Source organism: Pseudomonas sp. R11F, from assembly GCF_050312575.1.
Lineage (GTDB): Bacteria > Pseudomonadota > Gammaproteobacteria > Pseudomonadales > Pseudomonadaceae > Aquipseudomonas > Aquipseudomonas palleroniana.
This window is the reverse complement of record NZ_JBNPJU010000053.1, coordinates 47,242-63,266: the sequence shown is the minus strand read 5'-3', so window position 1 is coordinate 63,266 and position 16,025 is coordinate 47,242. Positions and strand designations below refer to the sequence as shown.

The 16,025-nt window shown below is 61.3% G+C and carries 16 protein-coding genes; 5 read left to right on the top strand and 11 right to left on the bottom strand.

The genetic code is table 11. From position 1 onward, the window contains the following. Positions 1 to 4: 4 nt before the first annotated feature. Both ACQRBV_RS14845 and ACQRBV_RS14840 read right to left on the bottom strand, forming a co-directional pair. A complete protein-coding gene (locus tag ACQRBV_RS14845) occupies positions 5 to 1,177 on the bottom strand; it encodes an NAD(P)/FAD-dependent oxidoreductase (RefSeq protein ID WP_205343318.1) in 1,173 nt (390 codons plus the stop codon). Then, on the bottom strand, positions 1,174 to 2,379 hold the full coding sequence (locus ACQRBV_RS14840) for a benzoate/H(+) symporter BenE family transporter (protein ID WP_411985681.1): 1,206 nt from the start codon (positions 2,377 to 2,379) through the stop codon (positions 1,174 to 1,176). The genes ACQRBV_RS14845 and ACQRBV_RS14840 overlap by 4 nt, the downstream gene beginning before the upstream one ends. Positions 2,380 to 2,729: 350 nt before the next feature. Between ACQRBV_RS14840 and ACQRBV_RS14835 the strand changes: the two genes are divergently transcribed. After that, the gene (locus ACQRBV_RS14835) at positions 2,730 to 4,118 is read left to right on the top strand and encodes a PLP-dependent aminotransferase family protein (protein ID WP_411985682.1); all 1,389 of its coding nucleotides are present in this window, start codon (positions 2,730 to 2,732) and stop codon (positions 4,116 to 4,118) included. Here ACQRBV_RS14835 and ACQRBV_RS14830 read toward each other — a convergent pair. Further along, the gene (locus ACQRBV_RS14830) at positions 4,115 to 5,008 is read right to left on the bottom strand and encodes an AraC family transcriptional regulator (RefSeq protein ID WP_060756281.1); all 894 of its coding nucleotides are present in this window, start codon (positions 5,006 to 5,008) and stop codon (positions 4,115 to 4,117) included. The two genes, ACQRBV_RS14835 and ACQRBV_RS14830, sit on opposite strands and share 4 nt — an antisense overlap. A 180-nt stretch (positions 5,009 to 5,188) precedes the next feature. Between ACQRBV_RS14830 and ACQRBV_RS14825 the strand changes: the two genes are divergently transcribed. Beyond that, positions 5,189 to 6,241 carry an NAD(P)-dependent alcohol dehydrogenase gene (locus ACQRBV_RS14825; protein ID WP_090369133.1) on the top strand — a complete coding sequence of 351 codons (1,053 nt, stop codon included), beginning with the start codon at positions 5,189 to 5,191 and terminating at the stop codon, positions 6,239 to 6,241. On the opposite strand, the gene ACQRBV_RS14820 is transcribed toward ACQRBV_RS14825, so the two are convergent. The 6 genes from ACQRBV_RS14820 to ACQRBV_RS14795 form a co-directional block, all read right to left on the bottom strand. Then, positions 6,242 to 7,045, bottom strand: a complete 804-nt coding sequence (locus tag ACQRBV_RS14820) for an IclR family transcriptional regulator (protein ID WP_411985699.1) — start codon at positions 7,043 to 7,045, stop codon at positions 6,242 to 6,244. 81 nt (positions 7,046 to 7,126) lie between these two features. Continuing rightward, positions 7,127 to 8,092 carry an L-arabinose ABC transporter permease AraH gene (gene araH, locus ACQRBV_RS14815; RefSeq protein WP_060756340.1) on the bottom strand — a complete coding sequence of 322 codons (966 nt, stop codon included), beginning with the start codon at positions 8,090 to 8,092 and terminating at the stop codon, positions 7,127 to 7,129. A gap of 17 nt (positions 8,093 to 8,109) precedes the next feature. Beyond that, positions 8,110 to 9,609, bottom strand: coding sequence for an L-arabinose ABC transporter ATP-binding protein AraG (gene araG / locus ACQRBV_RS14810; RefSeq protein WP_411985700.1), 1,500 nt, complete (start codon positions 9,607 to 9,609; stop codon positions 8,110 to 8,112). Continuing rightward, positions 9,606 to 10,586 (bottom strand): substrate-binding domain-containing protein, encoded by a 981-nt coding sequence (locus tag ACQRBV_RS14805; RefSeq protein ID WP_411985683.1) that lies wholly within the window; start codon positions 10,584 to 10,586, stop codon positions 9,606 to 9,608. Before ACQRBV_RS14805 ends, araG begins: the two co-directional genes overlap by 4 nt. A gap of 32 nt (positions 10,587 to 10,618) precedes the next feature. Beyond that, positions 10,619 to 11,440 (bottom strand): SDR family oxidoreductase, encoded by an 822-nt coding sequence (locus tag ACQRBV_RS14800; RefSeq protein WP_161549535.1) that lies wholly within the window; start codon positions 11,438 to 11,440, stop codon positions 10,619 to 10,621. A gap of 344 nt (positions 11,441 to 11,784) precedes the next feature. Then, complete coding sequence (locus tag ACQRBV_RS14795; RefSeq protein WP_060756287.1) at positions 11,785 to 12,264, bottom strand: GNAT family N-acetyltransferase; 480 nt, start codon at positions 12,262 to 12,264, stop codon at positions 11,785 to 11,787. Positions 12,265 to 12,452: 188 nt separating this feature from the next. Between ACQRBV_RS14795 and ACQRBV_RS14790 the strand changes: the two genes are divergently transcribed. Genes ACQRBV_RS14790 through ACQRBV_RS14780 form a run of 3 tightly spaced genes read left to right on the top strand, consistent with a single transcriptional unit; the run spans position 12,453 to position 13,532 of the window. Further along, a complete protein-coding gene (locus ACQRBV_RS14790; protein ID WP_060756288.1) occupies positions 12,453 to 12,785 on the top strand; it encodes a hypothetical protein in 333 nt (110 codons plus the stop codon). A 49-nt stretch (positions 12,786 to 12,834) separates the two neighbouring features. Further along, positions 12,835 to 13,101, top strand: coding sequence for a hypothetical protein (locus ACQRBV_RS14785; protein WP_411985684.1), 267 nt, complete (start codon positions 12,835 to 12,837; stop codon positions 13,099 to 13,101). A 50-nt stretch (positions 13,102 to 13,151) separates the two neighbouring features. Next, complete coding sequence (locus ACQRBV_RS14780) at positions 13,152 to 13,532, top strand: Rho termination factor N-terminal domain-containing protein (RefSeq protein ID WP_411985685.1); 381 nt, start codon at positions 13,152 to 13,154, stop codon at positions 13,530 to 13,532. 52 nt (positions 13,533 to 13,584) lie between these two features. Here ACQRBV_RS14780 and ACQRBV_RS14775 read toward each other — a convergent pair whose 3' ends face one another. Further along, positions 13,585 to 14,502: a PfkB family carbohydrate kinase gene (locus ACQRBV_RS14775; protein WP_411985686.1), complete on the bottom strand. Its 918-nt coding sequence runs from the start codon at positions 14,500 to 14,502 to the stop codon at positions 13,585 to 13,587. Beyond that, on the bottom strand, positions 14,495 to 15,964 hold the full coding sequence (locus tag ACQRBV_RS14770; protein ID WP_411985687.1) for a purine-cytosine permease family protein: 1,470 nt from the start codon (positions 15,962 to 15,964) through the stop codon (positions 14,495 to 14,497). Before ACQRBV_RS14770 ends, ACQRBV_RS14775 begins: the two co-directional genes overlap by 8 nt. Between the last annotated feature and the right edge of the window lie 61 nt (positions 15,965 to 16,025).

The following is a 16,025-nucleotide window of genomic DNA, read 5'->3' as shown; positions in this document are numbered from 1 at the left end:
GGGGTTAGTGCAAATCGGCAACCTGTGTGACGGCCAGGCCTGAAAAATCCTCGTCACGGCAGCGAGACGGGGAAAAATGCTGGTAGTTGAGTTTCAGCGCCGCGAGGTCCGCCGGCATGGCGATGCCCAGCGCTGCGTGGCTGCACAACCGGGCAATGGCCGGCGCAGCCTGAATGCCGTAGCCACCCAGGGCGGCCAGCCAGATAAAGCTTTCTTGCTGCGGGTCTTGGCCGAGTACCGGGGAACGGTCAGCGACAAAAGTGCGCAGGCCCGCCCACTTGTTGATGATCGAGCGTGGACGCAAACGCGTCGTGCTTTGCAGGCGGTCCATCGTGATGGCCAGATCCAGTTCTTCCGGCAACGCATCGCAAGGCAGCGAGGGGCTTTCATCACAGGGCGAAACGATCAGACGCCCGGCTTCGGGCTTGATGAAAATATCTTCGTCAATGGTGCCCAGGTAAGGCGTGTGGTGTACGTCGCAGTGCGGGTCAATGGCCAGCACCGTGCGACGCAGCGGCCGTACACCGACCTTTTCCATACCGCAGCGCTCGGCGAGCTCATCCGCCCAGGCGCCGGCGGCGTTGACCACGACGGCCGCTTCCAACCGTTGGCCGTCAGCGGTATGCAGGGCCCAATGACCGTTACGATGTTCGCCGCGCACCATCTCGGCCTCACGCTTGATCACACCGCCGCGAGCCCGAAAGCCACCGAGGTAGGCGCCGTGAATGCCATGCACATCCAGATCGAAAGCGCTGGGTTCGTAGATACCCGCGCTCCAGACGCCTTCGGCCAGGTACGGCGCCAGCTCCAGCACCTGCTTATCGTCAAGGAGCCTGGCGCTCGGAACCTGCTCGAGCACGGCACGCAAACGCGCCGTCAGTGCCTCCACTCGCGTGGCCTGCGCCACGATCAACGCGCCGCGTGGCGACCATAACGGGTGTTCGGCCAGGCCTTCGGGCGGGCTCTCGAAAAAACGCCGGGAAGCACAGGTCAGCGAGCGGATCTGCTGGTTGCCATAGCTTTCCATGGAAATGGCCGCCGAGCGGCCGGTGGTGTGATAGGCCAACTGCTGTTCGCGTTCGAGCAGGCAGACACTGCCATGGGCCGCCAGCTCATACGCCGCAGACACACCGGCGATGCCACCGCCCACCACAATAAAGTCATAACAGGCGCTCATGGTCGGCTGCCCTCGGCCAATGCGGCAGCTTTGCTTTCCCGGGTGTACGTCAACACGAAGTGCGCCACCAAGCCAAAAATCAGGCCCCAGAACGCTGCGGCCAGACCGAGGAAACTCATGCCCGACGCCGTCACCAGGAAGGTAATCAATGCCGCCTCCCGTTGTTTCTCGTCCGCCATGGCACCGGTGAGCCCGGCACTGATTGCACCGAACAGCGCCAGGCCGGCCAGCGACGCAATCAACTCTTTGGGCAGTGCGGAAAACACGGAGGCCAGGGTCGCACCAAAGGTCCCCATCAGGATGTAGAACACCCCGCATGCGATCCCCGCGATGTAGCGTTTATCGCGGTTTTCATGGGATTCGCGGCCGGTGCAGATAGCGGCGGTAATCGCAGCGAGGTTGAAGCCGTGGGAGCCGAACGGTGCCATCAGGACCGAACCGATGGCCGTGACCGAGATGATCGAACGCGCCGGGGTGTTGTAGCCCGAAGTGCGCAACACGGCCATGCCCGGCACGTATTGGCCGGTCAGTGTCACCAGCGCCAGCGGCAGGCCGATATTGATGATCGCGTGCCAGTTCCACTCTGGCGCAATAAACACCGGATGTGCCACGGCGATGGTGATTGCACCGCTGTTGAGCTCGCCAAACGAGGCGGCTACGGCACACCCGATAATCAACACCGACAGAATGGCGTAGCGCGGCGAAAAGCGTTTGAACATCAAGTAGGCCGCGATCATCGACAGCACCAGCGCCGGCTGCAGCTTGATCGAGGTAAACAGTTCAGCGCCAAAGCGAAACAGAATGCCCGCCAGCATGGCGGCAGCGATCGCTTTGGGCAGGCGACTCATCAGCTTGTCGAACGCGCCGGACAAACCGACGAGCGCAATGATCACCGACGCCACCACGTACGCACCGATAGCCTGCGGCAGGGTCACAGTGGGCAGCATCGACACCAGCAGCGCCGCCCCCGGTGTTGACCATGCAGTAATGACCGGTACCCGCAGGCGCCAGCTCAGGAACAGACCGGTGATGCCGCTACCGATGGAAATCGCCCAGATCCATGAAGACACCACGTCATTGGGCAGGTGCGCTTCCTTGGCCGCCTGAAACACGATGATCAAGGGGCCGGCATACGAAATGATCACGGCGATAAAGCCCGCGATGACGGCTGACAGGGATAGATCCTTTCTGAGTGTGTCCATGATGTCTCGACTTGGCGCGGCGGAGTCGCGCAGTGACCAGTGGATTGATTGAGTCGATTGATTCGATTCGAGACGAGTGTATTTGAATGAATTGAATTGATTCAATAGGCAGCGAGGTTGTTACGAGATGTTTTTTTGCCAGCGGTCTTGATTTTCGCCCTATAAACCAATTAATCAATTGATTTAATTAGTTATTTTTCTTTTAAAAAATATCATCATCGCTTAATTCTCTTCGACTCAATCACTACATCAATCGACTCAATTGTCAGATTAGCTCGATTTATCAGTTGTCTAACCTCCATGTGATATGCTCGGATATTCATCATTTCTACGATGGGCAGTGATCATTCATGTGGGTTCCCCAGCTAAGCGAGTTCAACCAGCCGATGTATTTGTCGATTGCCGATGCGTTGGCGCGCGATATCAATAACGGCGTGTTGAGCGAGGGTGACCGTCTTCCGACCTTGCGGGAGCTGGCCACTACGCTGAATGTCACACCGGGCACCATCAGCCGGGCCTATAGCGAAGCCCATCGGCGTAAGCTGGTGCAGGGGGAAGTGGGGCGCGGCACGTATGTGCTCAATCAAAAACAGCTGGAGCTGCCCGCCAGTAACAGCTCCGCAACACTGAACCTGGGTCAGTCCGAACTGCTCGATCTTTCGATCATCAAGCCCTCCAGCGAAACTCTGGAATACTGGCTGCGCGACGCACTTGTAGGTTTGGCCAAGAGCACCGATTTCGCCCGAGCCCTGGATTACGCGCCAGACGGTGGGCACCCGGCACACCGTGAGGCGGGGGCGCAGTGGCTGCGACATTCGTTGCCCGACGCACAATGGCAGCAGGTGATCATCACCTCCGGCGCCCAGCACGGCTTGATGGTCGCAATGAGTGCCCTGACCAACGCCGGCGACTTGGTGCTGTGCGAAGAACTCTGCTATCCCGGCATCATTTCCCTGGCGCACGGCCTTGAACGCCGCCTGCGTGGCGTGCCGATGGACGATGAAGGGATCATTCCCGAGGCGTTGCGCGAGCTGTGCCAGCGCGAAAAACCCGCCATGCTGGTGTGCGTGGCGACCTGTCAGAACCCGACGGCGGCGATCATGTCGCAACGACGCCGGGCACAAATCGCGGCGCTGGCGGAGGAGTTCGACTTCATCATTCTCGACGATGACATCTATGGTTTCCTCGCCACCGACCCGTCAATCAAACCCCTGTCCGCGTTTGCCCCGGATCGCTCGGTGTACCTCACCAGCCTGTCGAAGTCGGTGATGCCCGCGCTGCGCATCGGCTATCTCTATAGCCCACCAAAACTACTCTCACGCCTCACATCGATGGTGCGCAGCAGCGTATGGATGCCATCGCCGCTGACCGCGCAACTGGCCAGCAATGTCATCACCGAAGGCCTGGACAAAAAACTGATGCGCATCCAGCGCAACGAAGCCGCCGGCAGGCAGGCGATTGCCCAGGAGATCTTCGCCAACTTCGAACTCAAGACCCAGCCGTACTCCTACCACGTCTGGCTGACACTGCCGGAGCCTTGGACCAGCGACGAATTCACCATGCTGGCGCGCGCCAATGGGGTGCTGGTACTCAGTGGTACGCAGTTCCAGGCCGAACGTTCCGGGGTCACGCGCAGCGTGCGACTGGTGCTGATGTCGCCCACCAGCCAGGACGAACTGCGCTTTGCCCTGACCAAATTGGCCAGCCTGATCGAGTCCGACCCGCGACGTTATTACTAGGCCGCTCGCTCTTCGCCCGGATTGCGCAAAAAGTAGCGTTTGTATTCCCGGCTGAACTGCGAAGTGCTCTGGTACCCCACACTGTGCGCCGCCTGCGCCACGCCCATGCCCTCCACCAACAGTAACTGCTGGGCCTTGAGCAAACGCAGACGCTTCAGATACTGCACCGGCGACAACAAGGTGCAGCGCTTGAAGTGCTCATGAAACGTCGACGCACTCATGTGCGCATAGCCCGCCAGGGTCTCGATATTCAGCGGCTCGGCGTAATGGGCATGCAGGTGATTGAGCGAGGTGGCAATCCGTGAAAACTGCCCCTGCTGTTCCACCAGTGCGCGCAGTACATCGGCCTGCGGCCCGCGCAACGCAGTGAACAATAACTCGCGCACCCGCGCCGGCCCCAGGATCCGGCTTTCCAGCGGATCGTGCAGGCACTCCAGCAGCCGCTCGACACACCCGCGCATGGCATCATCCAACACCACCGAACTCATCGACTCCAGCGTCTGCGCCGTCGGCGGCGGCCCGGCCTGAATGCCCATGGCCATGACCAACTCGCCCAGCACGACGCGGTCAATGCCCACCGTCACACCCAGCAGCGGCGCATCCGCAGCCATGGCGAACGTCTCGCACTCGAACGGCACCGGCATCGCCTGGATCAAGTAGTGCCCGGCGCCGTACTCCAACGTGCGCGGCCCAAGGTAGGCGACCTTGCTGCCTTGGGCGACGAACATCAGGCTCGGTTCATAGATCTGCGGCCCACGCGCCACATCACAACTGGCGCGCAGAAGCTGCACGCCAGGCAAATGAGTGGGCGAAAAACCGTCGCGGGGCGCCAGCCCCTCAATCAAGGCAACCAACGTCGCGTTGGCATCGAGATGGCGAGTCAACAACATGGCAAAAAACTTCGTGAACAAGGGATGAGAACATCATCGCAGGTCTGGCGGCCAATGAATCCAAACCGGGGGCACTCCCGGACGAATAGGCATGAGACTCGGAGCATTTGCCATGTTCGCTCCCAGGGTCGGCGCGCAGAATGCGCCACCTCCCTGTTCATTCCTTTTGCGAGGTTCACCATGTACACCGCCATCGGTTATGCCGCCCAGTCGGCCACCACTCCCCTCGCCCCCATGTCGTTCCAGCGCCGCAGCCCGCGCGCCGATGACGTGGCCATCGAGATTCTCTACTGCGGCGTCTGCCACTCCGACATCCACCAGGCCCGCAACGAATGGGGCATCGCCGTGTACCCTCTGATGCCGGGCCACGAGATCGTCGGCAAGGTCACCGCCATCGGCGCCAACGTCACCGCGCATAAAGTCGGCGACCTGGTCGGCGTGGGCTGCATGGTCGACTCGTGCCGCCACTGCGAGGCGTGCAAATCCGACCTGGAGCAATACTGCCTGGAAGGTCCGACCATGACCTATGCCACCCCGGACCGCGTAGACGGTAGCAACACCATGGGCGGCTACTCGGACAGCATCGTGGTCAGCGAGCACTTTGTGGTGAAGATCCCGGCCACGCTCGACCTGGCCAGCGCCGCGCCGATCCTCTGCGCCGGCATCACCACCTACTCGCCGCTCAAGCATTACGGCGTGAAGGCCGGCGATAAAGTCGGCGTGCTCGGCATGGGTGGCCTGGGCCATATGGGCATCAAGTTCGCCAAGGCCATGGGCGCTGAAGTGACCCTGTTTACCCGCTCGGCGAGCAAGGCCGAAGAAGGCCGTCGCCAGGGCGCCGATCACGTGATCGTGTCCACCGATGCCGAGCAGATGAAAGCCGCCGCCGGCAGCTTCGACTTCCTGCTCGACACCATCCCCGTGCAGCACGACCTGAACCCCTACCTGGACGTACTGCGCTTTGACGGCGTGCACATCCTGGTCGGACTGATCGAGCCGGTAGACCCGCCGGTGAATGCGGCCAAGCTGGTACTGGGGCGCAAGGTGCTGGCCGGTTCGTTGATCGGCGGCATTGCCGAAACCCAGGAAGTGCTGGATTTCTGCGCAGAGCACAACATCACGTGCGATATCGAAATGCTCGACATCCGCCAGATCAACGAGGCTTACACCCGCATGATCGCCGGAGATGTGAAGTACCGCTTTGTCATCGACATGGCGACCCTGAAAGCCTGATCAGGCTTTCGCGCCCAACTCCGCCGACAGCCGGGCTGCGACCTGTTTGACCACAGGGATCAGCTCGGCCATTTTTTCCAGCGGCATATAGGGCACGGTACTGGCGATGCTGATGCCGGCGACGATTCGCCGGCTGGCGTCGCGCACCGGGGCCGCCACACAACGGATCGACGGTTCGTTGTCTTCCAGATCGAACGCATACCCTCCCACCACATATTCCCGCATGCGCTGCTCGAACTGCGCCCAGGATTGCTCCGGGTGTTGCGGCCATGCCTGGCTTTTACCAGTGGCCGGCAAGCTGACTTCGTACAGGCGCTGCCACTCTTCTACGCTGTCATCCAACAGCAGCGCCTTGCCGATACCGGTACGCGCCAACGGCATGCGATGGCCGACCCGCGAGCGCATTTCCGGGCCATTGCGGCCGGGGTTCTTATGCAGGTAGAGCACGTCGTCGTATTCACGAATCGCCAGGTGGATGGTGTCTCCGGTCAGGGCCGACAGCTCGTCCAGATACGGCACGGCCAGGGTCACCAACGGCAACTCTTCGCGGGCCTGGAACCCCAGTTCAATCAACTTCGGCCCCAGCAGATAACCGACTTGCGGCACCACGCGCAGGTAACGCTCCTCCACCAGGCAACTGGCCAGGCGGTGGGTGGTACTGCGGGTGGTGCCAATGCGCTTGGCGATTTCCTTCAAGTCGCGCGCACCGGCCGCCACCGCCTGCACCACGCCCAGGCCACGCAGCAGGGTCTGGGTGCCGGTTGGGGCGGCGTCTTTGACGGGGGTGTGGGCGTTTTCCTGCATATCGGGCCTATGTGGTGGTACGAAAACGAGCGGCATTATGGCAAATACCGGGCGTCAATACAGTGCAGATCCAATGTGGGGTCAGCGTTGTTTCAGGCGGTCAATGATCACCGCCAGCAACAGGATCGAACCGCGGATCACGTATTGGTAGAACGTGTCGATGTTTTTCAGGTTCATCGCATTCTCGATGATCGCCAGAATCAACACCCCGGCAATCACATGCCGAATCATGCCGATACCGCCACTCAACGACACCCCGCCCAGCACGCAGGCGGAAATCACCGTCAACTCGAAACCCTGGCCGATCATCGGTTGGCCGGAGGTCATGCGCGAGGCCAGGATCACCCCGGCCAGGGCGCCGATCAGACCGTGCACGGCAAAGATGATGATCTTGGTCCGATCGACGTTCACCCCGGCCAGCAACGCCGCTTCCTGGTTGCCACCGATGGCCATGGTGTTGCGCCCGTAAGTGGTGTAGTTGAGCAGCCAGCCGAAGAACACAAAACACACCACGGTGATGATGATCGGCACCGGCACGCCCATCAATTGGCCGTTGCCGAACACGAAGAAGCCTTCATCCATCACCCCCACCGCCTTGCCGTTGGAGAAAATGTAGGCCAGGCCGCGCACGATCTGCATGGTCGCCAGCGTCGTGATCAACGCGTTGATGCGCAACTTGGCAATGACGATGCCATTGATCAGCCCGACGATCAGCCCCATCAACAAGGCCGCGCCGATGCCCAGCATCACGCTGTCGGTATCGCGCATAACGATGGCCGCCACCACTCCGGCGCAGGCGATCACCGAACCCACCGACAAGTCGAAGTGCCCCGACGCCAGGCAGAACAGCATGGTGCACGCCGCAATGCCCACGGTGGAAATCGCAAGGCCCAGGCCACGCATATTCAGGGGCGAGAGAAAGTTGTCGATAAACAGCGCACTGAGTACAAAGATGCCCAGCGCCGCCAATAGCATCACCCAGTCATCGAGGAACTTGCGCTGGTTGAAGCCCGGCCAGAAGCCTTTTGCAGTTTTTACTTCGGACATCATTCACCTCGCATTCTTCAAGCCCGCGAGCGCGGGAGAGCCAGTTGCAACAGCCGTGCTTCATCCGCCTGCTCGCGGGGCAATGCGCCGGTCAGGGCGCCTTCGCTCATCACCAGGATGCGGTCGCTGATGCCCATCACTTCCATCAAGTCGCTGGACACCACGATCACCGCAATACCGCTCGCCGCCAGGTTATGGATGATCTGGTAAATCTCCGACTTGGCGCCGATATCGATGCCGCGCGTGGGCTCATCCAGCAGCAGCACTTTCATCGGCATCGACAGCCAGCGGCCCAGGATCGCCTTCTGCTGGTTGCCGCCGGAGAGGTACAGGATCTTCTGCTCGGCATTCGGCGTCTTGACCTTCATCGCCTTGATCTGCTGGTTGGCGTTGCCTTTTTCCCAACCCTCGCGCAACAACCAGCCAAACCTCGAATGCGCACCACGGGCACTGATGTTGATGTTCTCGGCCACGCTGGACAGCGGGATGATGCCTTCCTTCTTGCGATCCTCCGGGCACAGCAACACCCCGGCGGCAATCGCGTCGCGAGGTGAATGCAATTGCAGTGTTTCCCCGCACAGCGCCAGGCGCCCGGCGCTACTGCGGGTCAAACCGCTGAGCAAGCGCAGCAGCTCGGTGCGCCCTGCCCCGACCAGCCCGAACAGGCCGAGGATCTCGCCCTGATGCACCTGGAAACTGACCGGCTCACGCAAGCCGGGGCCAAGCAGCTCATCGACCTTGAGCGCCACCTGGCCCTGCTCACGCGGGCGATAATCGTAGATGTCCTGGATGTCCCGCCCGACCATGCAGGTCACCAACTGGTCATGGGTCAGCGCCCGCATGTCATCAAACGTGCGCACGAAGCGGCCGTCCTTGAACACGGTCACCGCGTCGCAAATACGGAACACCTCTTCCATGCGATGGGACACGTACAGCACCACTTTGCCCTCATCGCGCAGACGCGTGATGATCGCCATCAAGCGGTCGATCTCCCGCGCCGACAGGCTGCTGGTCGGCTCGTCGAAGGCAATCACATGAGCCCCACGGGACAATGCCTTGGCGATTTCCACCAGTTGGCGCTGGCCCAGGGATAACCGCCCCAGTTTCTCGTCCGGGTCGATCTCATCGGCCAGGCCCTTGAGGCACGCCAGCGCCTGCTTGCGCAGTTGGCCTCGATTGACCACGCCAAAGCGCGTCGGCAAGTGCCCCAGGAACAGGTTCTCGGCCACGCTCATTTCCGGCACCAGATGCAACTCCTGGTGGATCACCGCGACACCACTGGCAATGCTGTCGGCGGCGCATTTGAAGGCCATGGTCTGCTCGCCGATCTGCACCGTGCCGCTGCTGGGGATGTAGGCACCGCCAAGGATCTTCAACAGGGTCGACTTGCCTGCGCCGTTCTCGCCCATCAGCGCGTGGACCGTGTGCGGCCGTGCTTCAAAGCTGATCTGCGCCAGAGCCTTGACCCCGGGAAACTCCTTGCCGATGCCATTGAAGCGCAAGGCCGCGCCGGTCATTTCCACAGACCGATCTTGGTCAGTTCCTGCTGGAAGTTGGCGCGGGTGATCAGCGTCACTTCATCCATGGCCGTGTACTTTGCCGGTTCTTTACCCGTCGTGACCCACTCGTACATCGCCAGCGCCGTGTTGTAGCCCTCGATATGCGGGCTGGGCAACATTGAACCGTAGAAGCCGCTGTCGGGCTTTTTCAGCTCGCCAATGGCGTCGGTGCCATTGATGCCGATACCGATCACGTTGGCCGCCTTGAAGCCGGCGCTTTCGGTGGCGCGCACGCCGCCAAGCACGGTGTTGTCGTTCATGCCGCCGATGATCAGGTTCTTCGCGCCGCTGGGCAGCTTGACCAGGGCCGAGTTGGTGGCGTCCATGCTGCCGGGAACGTCGAGCGTCTTGAGCGCGGCGGTGAGGATGTGGTCCTTGGGAATGCCCGCCTCTTCCAGGGATTTGATCGAACCGTCAGTGCGTTTCTTGCCGGTATCGAGTTCGTTATAGGTGTTGACGACCGCGTACGTCTCCTTCCAGTCCCAGCCGCGTTTTTTCGCTTCGGCGGCCATTGCGGCGCCCTGCTTCTGGCCCACTTCAAAGGCCGCCATGCCCAAGTACGGCACGTCTTCCATGAAGTTGCCCTTGGCGTCGACAAAACGATCATCCACGGCCATCACTTTCAAGCCATTGACCTTGGCCTTGCTGACGATAGCCGGCCCAAGCGACACATCCGGCGGGCAAATCACAAAGCCCTTGGCGCCGTTGGCGGCCAGGCTGTCGATGGCCGAGAGGGTTTTCTCGCCGTCCGGCACGGCAATCTTGATCACGGTAAAACCGTGCTCCTTGCCGGCCTTCTCGGCAAACGCCCATTCGGTCTGGAACCAGGGCTCTTCGGCCTGCTTGACCAAGAAGCCGATCTTCACTTCTTCGGCCGATACAAAGCCGCTGAAAGCGACGGCGAGCGCCAGCGTGCCGAGTGTTTTCTTAAGCATGAACCACCTCCTTCTTATTCTTGGGAAACGCTTTAGTCGTGGTACATCACAGAACGCCCGCCATCGATCATCAGGCAGGTTGCATTGATAAAGGGCGCTTCGTCAGTCGCCAGGAACAACGCGGTCATCGCCACCTCGATGGGCTGGCCGATGCGCTTGGGCGGGTGCAGGTCGAAGGCGCGCTGGCGCTCGGCCTGGGGGTCGGGGAAACCGTTCCAGTAGTCGACGTTGAGTTGGGTTTCGATATAGCCCGGGGCGATGGCATTGACGCGGATGCCCTTGGGCGCATATTCGATGCCCAGCGCACGGGTCAGGCCGAGCAGGCCGTGTTTGGCCACAGGATAAGGAAAGCAACCGGGAATAATGTGGCTGGAATGGGTGGAGGCGATATTGATGATGTTGCCGATGCCCTGCTCGATCATGTGCGGCAACACGGCGCGACAACCGAACCAGGCACCGTCGAGGTCGATGGCGAAGCAGCGGCGCCAGTCCTCGTCGGTCATCTGCAGTGGGTCACGGAACACATTGACCCCGGCGCAGTTGACCAGCACATCGACGCGACCGAAACGCTCGATGGCCACATTGACCAGTGCCTGCCACTGCTCTTTGGAAGTGATATCGACCGGCTGCGCGACGATTTGCGCGCCACGCTCACGCCAGTGGGCGGCGACTTGCTCGACCTTTTCGGCCTGCACATCGGCAATGACCAGGCGCGCCTGCTGGGCCTGGAAGCAGGCCACGATCGCCTCGCCAATGCCTTGGGCGGCCCCGGTGACGATCACCACTTTGTTGTTCAGGCGCTCGCCATAGGTAGGCTCGGGCACCGCAGGCAATGACAACGGTTGGGACTGCATCGCTTCACCTATTTTATTTTTGGTAGTGAGTGCTGATGCAGGCGACTATAAACCCATCTTTCGAAACATCTCAATATATAAATTTACATCCCATATAGTGAGAAAAACCAAAAATAATGTGAGAGGAGGCAAGCCCTAATGCCAGTCAGTTAAGGCTTAACGCTGTCACTGTGGGAGGGGGCTTGCTCCCGATAGCGGTGTGTCAGTCACGGTTTCTGAACCTGACACACCGCTATCGGGAGCAAGTCGAATCGTCGCACCGCCCCTCCCACAATTTATCCATCGCTCGCTTTATCGCTTAACTGACAGGCATTAGGGCAAGCCCCCTCTCACATTCGGTCGGGTCAGCCCTGGGCGAAGTCGCGCAGAGCGTCGCCTTCCATGCGGTAGCGCACCCATTCTTCCTGCGGTTGGGCGCCGATGGATTTATAGAAGGCGATGGCCGGTTCGTTCCAGTCCAACACGCTCCACTCGAAACGCCCACAACCGTTGTCGCAGGCGATCTTCGCCAAGTGGCGCAACAACTTCTTGCCGGCTCCACCACCGCGCTGTTCGGGATTGATGTACAGGTCTTCGAGGTACAGGCAGTTGCTGCCAAGCCAGGTGGAGTAGCTGAAGAAGAACACCGCAAAGCCGATCGGCAAGCCGTCGCGCAGGCACATCAAGCCATGGGCCGTCGCGCCCTCGCTGAACAGGCTGCGCTCGATATCCGCGACGCTGGCGATGACTTCATGCCGGGCCTTTTCGTATTCGGCAAGCTCGGTGATAAACGTCAGGATCTGCGCAGCATCGCTGGGCACGGCGGGGCGAATCTCGATGGTCATGGGCAGGCCTTGGACAGTTTCAAAGCACACATACTAAGGGGCTTTGATGACTGATTGCAGGGCAATTGGCGGCCTGCCACACAAAATTTTACAGGTGCCCCGCTACCGCTCGTCGTCAACAAGGCACGATCCACAAACCGGGGCGGACCAATAAGAGGTAAGGACATTAACTCTATGGAGACATCCCCATGAAGCATTCCAAGTTTGCCGCCCTTGCCCTCACCGGCCTGCTGTCTGCCACTGCGCTGAGCGCGTTTGCCGCGACCTCCTCCACAGGGCCGACCAACCCGGCCACCAGCGAATCGCAAAAATCCATGGGCACCGGCATGGACACCAACGGCGGCGCGATCATCGATAACGGCGCCGGTGCCGACCCACGTACCCAGGGCAACGATACCCAGCGCCAGGCGCCGCCTGCCGTGGGCAATGGCAAGATGGGCCCGGGTGTGAACGCCGAACCCAAAGTGAACAAAGGCGATGACAGCAATATCCCTGGCGCACCGAAACAGCCTGCGCCTTGACCCCGCGAGCATGACGAACACCCGATCATTCCCCAGTGAAGAGGTACACATGAACGTCGATAGAAACCTTGAGAAAGAAGTCCTCACCCGCCTGCTGCACGCTCACCCGAACGGCTTGGGCAAGGAGGTGCTGGATAACTACCGCGGCGAAAAGGAGGTGGCCAGTGTCCTGGCCTTCCTGCAGGAGCGCGGGTTTATCAAGGATGGGCATGTGACCACCGACGATGCCGGTGAATATTCGTTGAACCTGCCGATCAAGCTGACCGCTTCTGGCGTTGATGAAGCGCGCAAGCTCGACGGTACCAGCCCGCAGTAATTCATTTTGTCTGGTCTGGCCCCGCTGCAGGGGCCAGGAGGAGTATCGCAATGCCTCTTGGAAGCAAAGCCAAATACACCGCCGCACAAAAGCGTAAAGCCGCGCGTATCGAGGAGAGTTATGAGCACAAGGGCCTGTCCAAGGAAGAGGCTGAAGCCCGCGCCTGGGCCACTGTGAACAAGCAGTCCGGCGGTGGCGAAAAGGCGGGCGGTTCGGGCCGGCGCAAGCCCTCTGCCCAGAAAGCCGAGGACCGGCATGAGTCGGCCAAGCGCGCCGCCGCCTCGCGTCAGGGACACCCGCGCGGCAGCCGTGCTTCGCTGGAAACCCAGACCAAGGAGAGCTTGTTGAAGGAAGCGCGGGCCAAGGATATTCCTGGTCGGTCGAGCATGCGCAAGGATCAATTGATCGAAGCGCTGCGTAAAGCGGGCTGAGCGCAGTTCCAAAGCCGTTCCAGATAAGGGAGGGGCATGCCCCCTCCCCCATTTATTGCGTGACTAATGCGTCGACTTCAGCGGTGCCGGGAGACGTCGCCGGCCCCCAGCGCGTTACCGCCAATGCCGCGGCGGCATTCGCCCGTCGTGCTGCCGAGACAGGATTCAAGCCATTGGCCAAGCCGGCAATCAACACGCCCGCATGCGCATCCCCAGCGCCGTTACTGTCCACGGCCTGGACTTTGAAACCGGGCACCTGCTCCACTGCTCCCGAGCGCCCGACCCAGCATCCATTCGGCCCATCGCGTACCACCAGCAATGCTCCGGCAGGCAGGAGTCGGCTCAGCTGTGGCAATGCGCCTGCAATCTGCGGCGCACCGGTAAATGCCAGGGCTTCGGGACCATTGCTGGTCCAGATATCGATACGCGGCAACAGTGCACGCATCGGGGCCGAGTCTCGCGTCTTTACCAGCGGGCCAGGGTCAAACACCACCGTGATCGCCCGGGGCAGCGCCAGCAACCAGTCCACCAGCGGCTGCGCCTTGCCCTCCAGCAACAAGCTGTAGCCGCTGACGTACACGTAGTCGTCCAGCTGCGGTTGAACCCTGGCCAAGTCCTCGGCGCTCAATTCGCCCTCGACGCCGATATGGGAGATGAAGGTGCGCTCGGTGGTGGCTTCGGTCAGGCACACGCACAAACCGGTGTCCTTGCCCGCACTGGCAGCAAGGGCCATCTCAATGCCCTCGGCCTGCATCGCCGCACGGGCCAAGTCGCCAAAACGTCCGTCACCGTGTCGGCCCAGATAGACCGCCGCCAGCCCATTACGTCGAGCGGCGGCCATGACATTGAAGCCACCACCGGTTTCAAAGCTGGCCGATTGCGCCAAGACATCGCCACCCGGCGCAGGCAAGGTATCCAGGGCCATGACCAGATCGACGATGACCTGGCCGGTGTGCAGCAATCTAGGCATTGTGGTTCTCGACAAGTAACGCGGGGCGACGGTCGGCCGCGCCGCCCAGTACCGCATAGGTCCCGCCGGCCACCAGGAAGGTGACGATCCAGCCCAGGCCGTTATGGCCCAGCCAGGAGTCGGACAACGGCCCGGCGAACCAGATGTTTTCGGCGGTGGTACCGATAGTGGTGAAGCTGAAGCCCAGCACAATCGCCACGGCCCAGGCGCCGAACGCACGCCACTCCACGCCACCGCGATACCAGTAGGCACTGCTTGGGCTCACGTCCAGCAAGTCTTTGGCGCTGTAGTAGTGACGGTGGATCAAGTCCACCACGAAAATCCCGACCCACGCGGTAATCGGCACCGCCAGCAGCGAGATGAAGGTGATGAACGGGCCATAGAAACTGTCGGCGATCAGCATGAAGTAAATCGAGCCGGCGAAGATCGCCACGATGTCGACGATCACCGCATGCACGCGCTTGACCTTGAGGCCGAGGGTCAAGGTAGTGAGCCCGGCCGAGTACACCGAGAGGTTGTTCGACAGCAGCAGCCCGCCAAAGGCGGTGATCAGGTAGGGCACGGCCATCCAGGTCGGCAACATGTCGCGGATCGCAATGATCGGGTCGGTGGCCGAGGCCAGGTCATGATTACCCACCGACAACAGCCCCCCGAGAGTGATCAACAGCACCAGCGGAATCCCCGCGCCAAACGCGGCGGACGCCACCAGGCGCGCGGCCTTGACGCTGCGATGCTGGTAGCGCGACATGTCGGCCCCCGCGTTGGCCCAACCGATCCCGGTACCGGCGGCCATGGTGCCGACGCCGATGATCATCGCGCTCAGCGGTGCCGGCGTGGCATTGAATACCGCGCTCCAGTCGATGGTGGCACAGAGGAAGCCACCCACCAGAATGTTCAAGGCGCCAAACACGTAGGTGGCCCACTTCTGGATCACCAGCAACGTCGCATGCCCGAGGCCGGAAACCGACAAGGTCAGCAACACGAAAATCGCGATGAAGATCAAGGTCAGCACGGGTGCGCTTTTCGCTTCGACCGGCGACTGGAACAGGATCGAACACAACGACAGCAACACAAAGGCCGCCGTGGTGGTGTTGACGGTTTCCCAGCCCAGGCGCGACATCAGCGACACCACCGTAGGGCCGATATTGCCGCGCACGCCGAAGATGGCGCGGGACAAGGTCAGGCTGGGCGCCCGGCCACGACGCCCGGCGATCGAGATAATGCCCACGACCGCAAAGGAGCCGGCAGCGCCGAGGATGGCGACAATGATCGCCTGCCAGATGGACAAGCCACGGAACGCCACCAGGGTCGCCCCAAGCGGCAAGCCGAGGATGCTGATATTGGCCGCGAACCAGACCCAGAACAGTTGCAGCGGATGGCCGTTGCACTCGCTCTCAGGGACGGGCTCGATGCCGCGTGTTTCCAGTTGCCCGGCGCTCTGGCCGGAAGAAGTGCTGCTCATGGGGAGCTCCTGGTGCCGGTATTGTTATGGTTGTTTTATTCATGTGGGAGGGGGCTTGCTC

Bases quoted from the DNA above. Each gene is read 5' to 3' on its own strand.
- ACQRBV_RS14845 (WP_205343318.1), bottom strand. From the start codon at position 1,177: ATGAGCGCCTGTTATGACTTTATTGTGGTGGGCGGTGGCATCGCCGGT.
- ACQRBV_RS14840 (WP_411985681.1), bottom strand. From the start codon at position 2,379: ATGGACACACTCAGAAAGGATCTATCCCTGTCAGCCGTCATCGCGGGC.
- ACQRBV_RS14835 (WP_411985682.1), top strand. From the start codon at position 2,730: ATGTGGGTTCCCCAGCTAAGCGAGTTCAACCAGCCGATGTATTTGTCG.
- ACQRBV_RS14830 (WP_060756281.1), bottom strand. From the start codon at position 5,008: ATGTTGTTGACTCGCCATCTCGATGCCAACGCGACGTTGGTTGCCTTG.
- ACQRBV_RS14825 (WP_090369133.1), top strand. From the start codon at position 5,189: ATGTACACCGCCATCGGTTATGCCGCCCAGTCGGCCACCACTCCCCTC.
- ACQRBV_RS14820 (WP_411985699.1), bottom strand. From the start codon at position 7,045: ATGCAGGAAAACGCCCACACCCCCGTCAAAGACGCCGCCCCAACCGGC.
- araH (WP_060756340.1), bottom strand. From the start codon at position 8,092: ATGTCCGAAGTAAAAACTGCAAAAGGCTTCTGGCCGGGCTTCAACCAG.
- araG (WP_411985700.1), bottom strand. From the start codon at position 9,609: ATGACCGGCGCGGCCTTGCGCTTCAATGGCATCGGCAAGGAGTTTCCC.
- ACQRBV_RS14805 (WP_411985683.1), bottom strand. From the start codon at position 10,586: ATGCTTAAGAAAACACTCGGCACGCTGGCGCTCGCCGTCGCTTTCAGC.
- ACQRBV_RS14800 (WP_161549535.1), bottom strand. From the start codon at position 11,440: ATGCAGTCCCAACCGTTGTCATTGCCTGCGGTGCCCGAGCCTACCTAT.
- ACQRBV_RS14795 (WP_060756287.1), bottom strand. From the start codon at position 12,264: ATGACCATCGAGATTCGCCCCGCCGTGCCCAGCGATGCTGCGCAGATC.
- ACQRBV_RS14790 (WP_060756288.1), top strand. From the start codon at position 12,453: ATGAAGCATTCCAAGTTTGCCGCCCTTGCCCTCACCGGCCTGCTGTCT.
- ACQRBV_RS14785 (WP_411985684.1), top strand. From the start codon at position 12,835: ATGAACGTCGATAGAAACCTTGAGAAAGAAGTCCTCACCCGCCTGCTG.
- ACQRBV_RS14780 (WP_411985685.1), top strand. From the start codon at position 13,152: ATGCCTCTTGGAAGCAAAGCCAAATACACCGCCGCACAAAAGCGTAAA.
- ACQRBV_RS14775 (WP_411985686.1), bottom strand. From the start codon at position 14,502: ATGCCTAGATTGCTGCACACCGGCCAGGTCATCGTCGATCTGGTCATG.
- ACQRBV_RS14770 (WP_411985687.1), bottom strand. From the start codon at position 15,964: ATGAGCAGCACTTCTTCCGGCCAGAGCGCCGGGCAACTGGAAACACGC.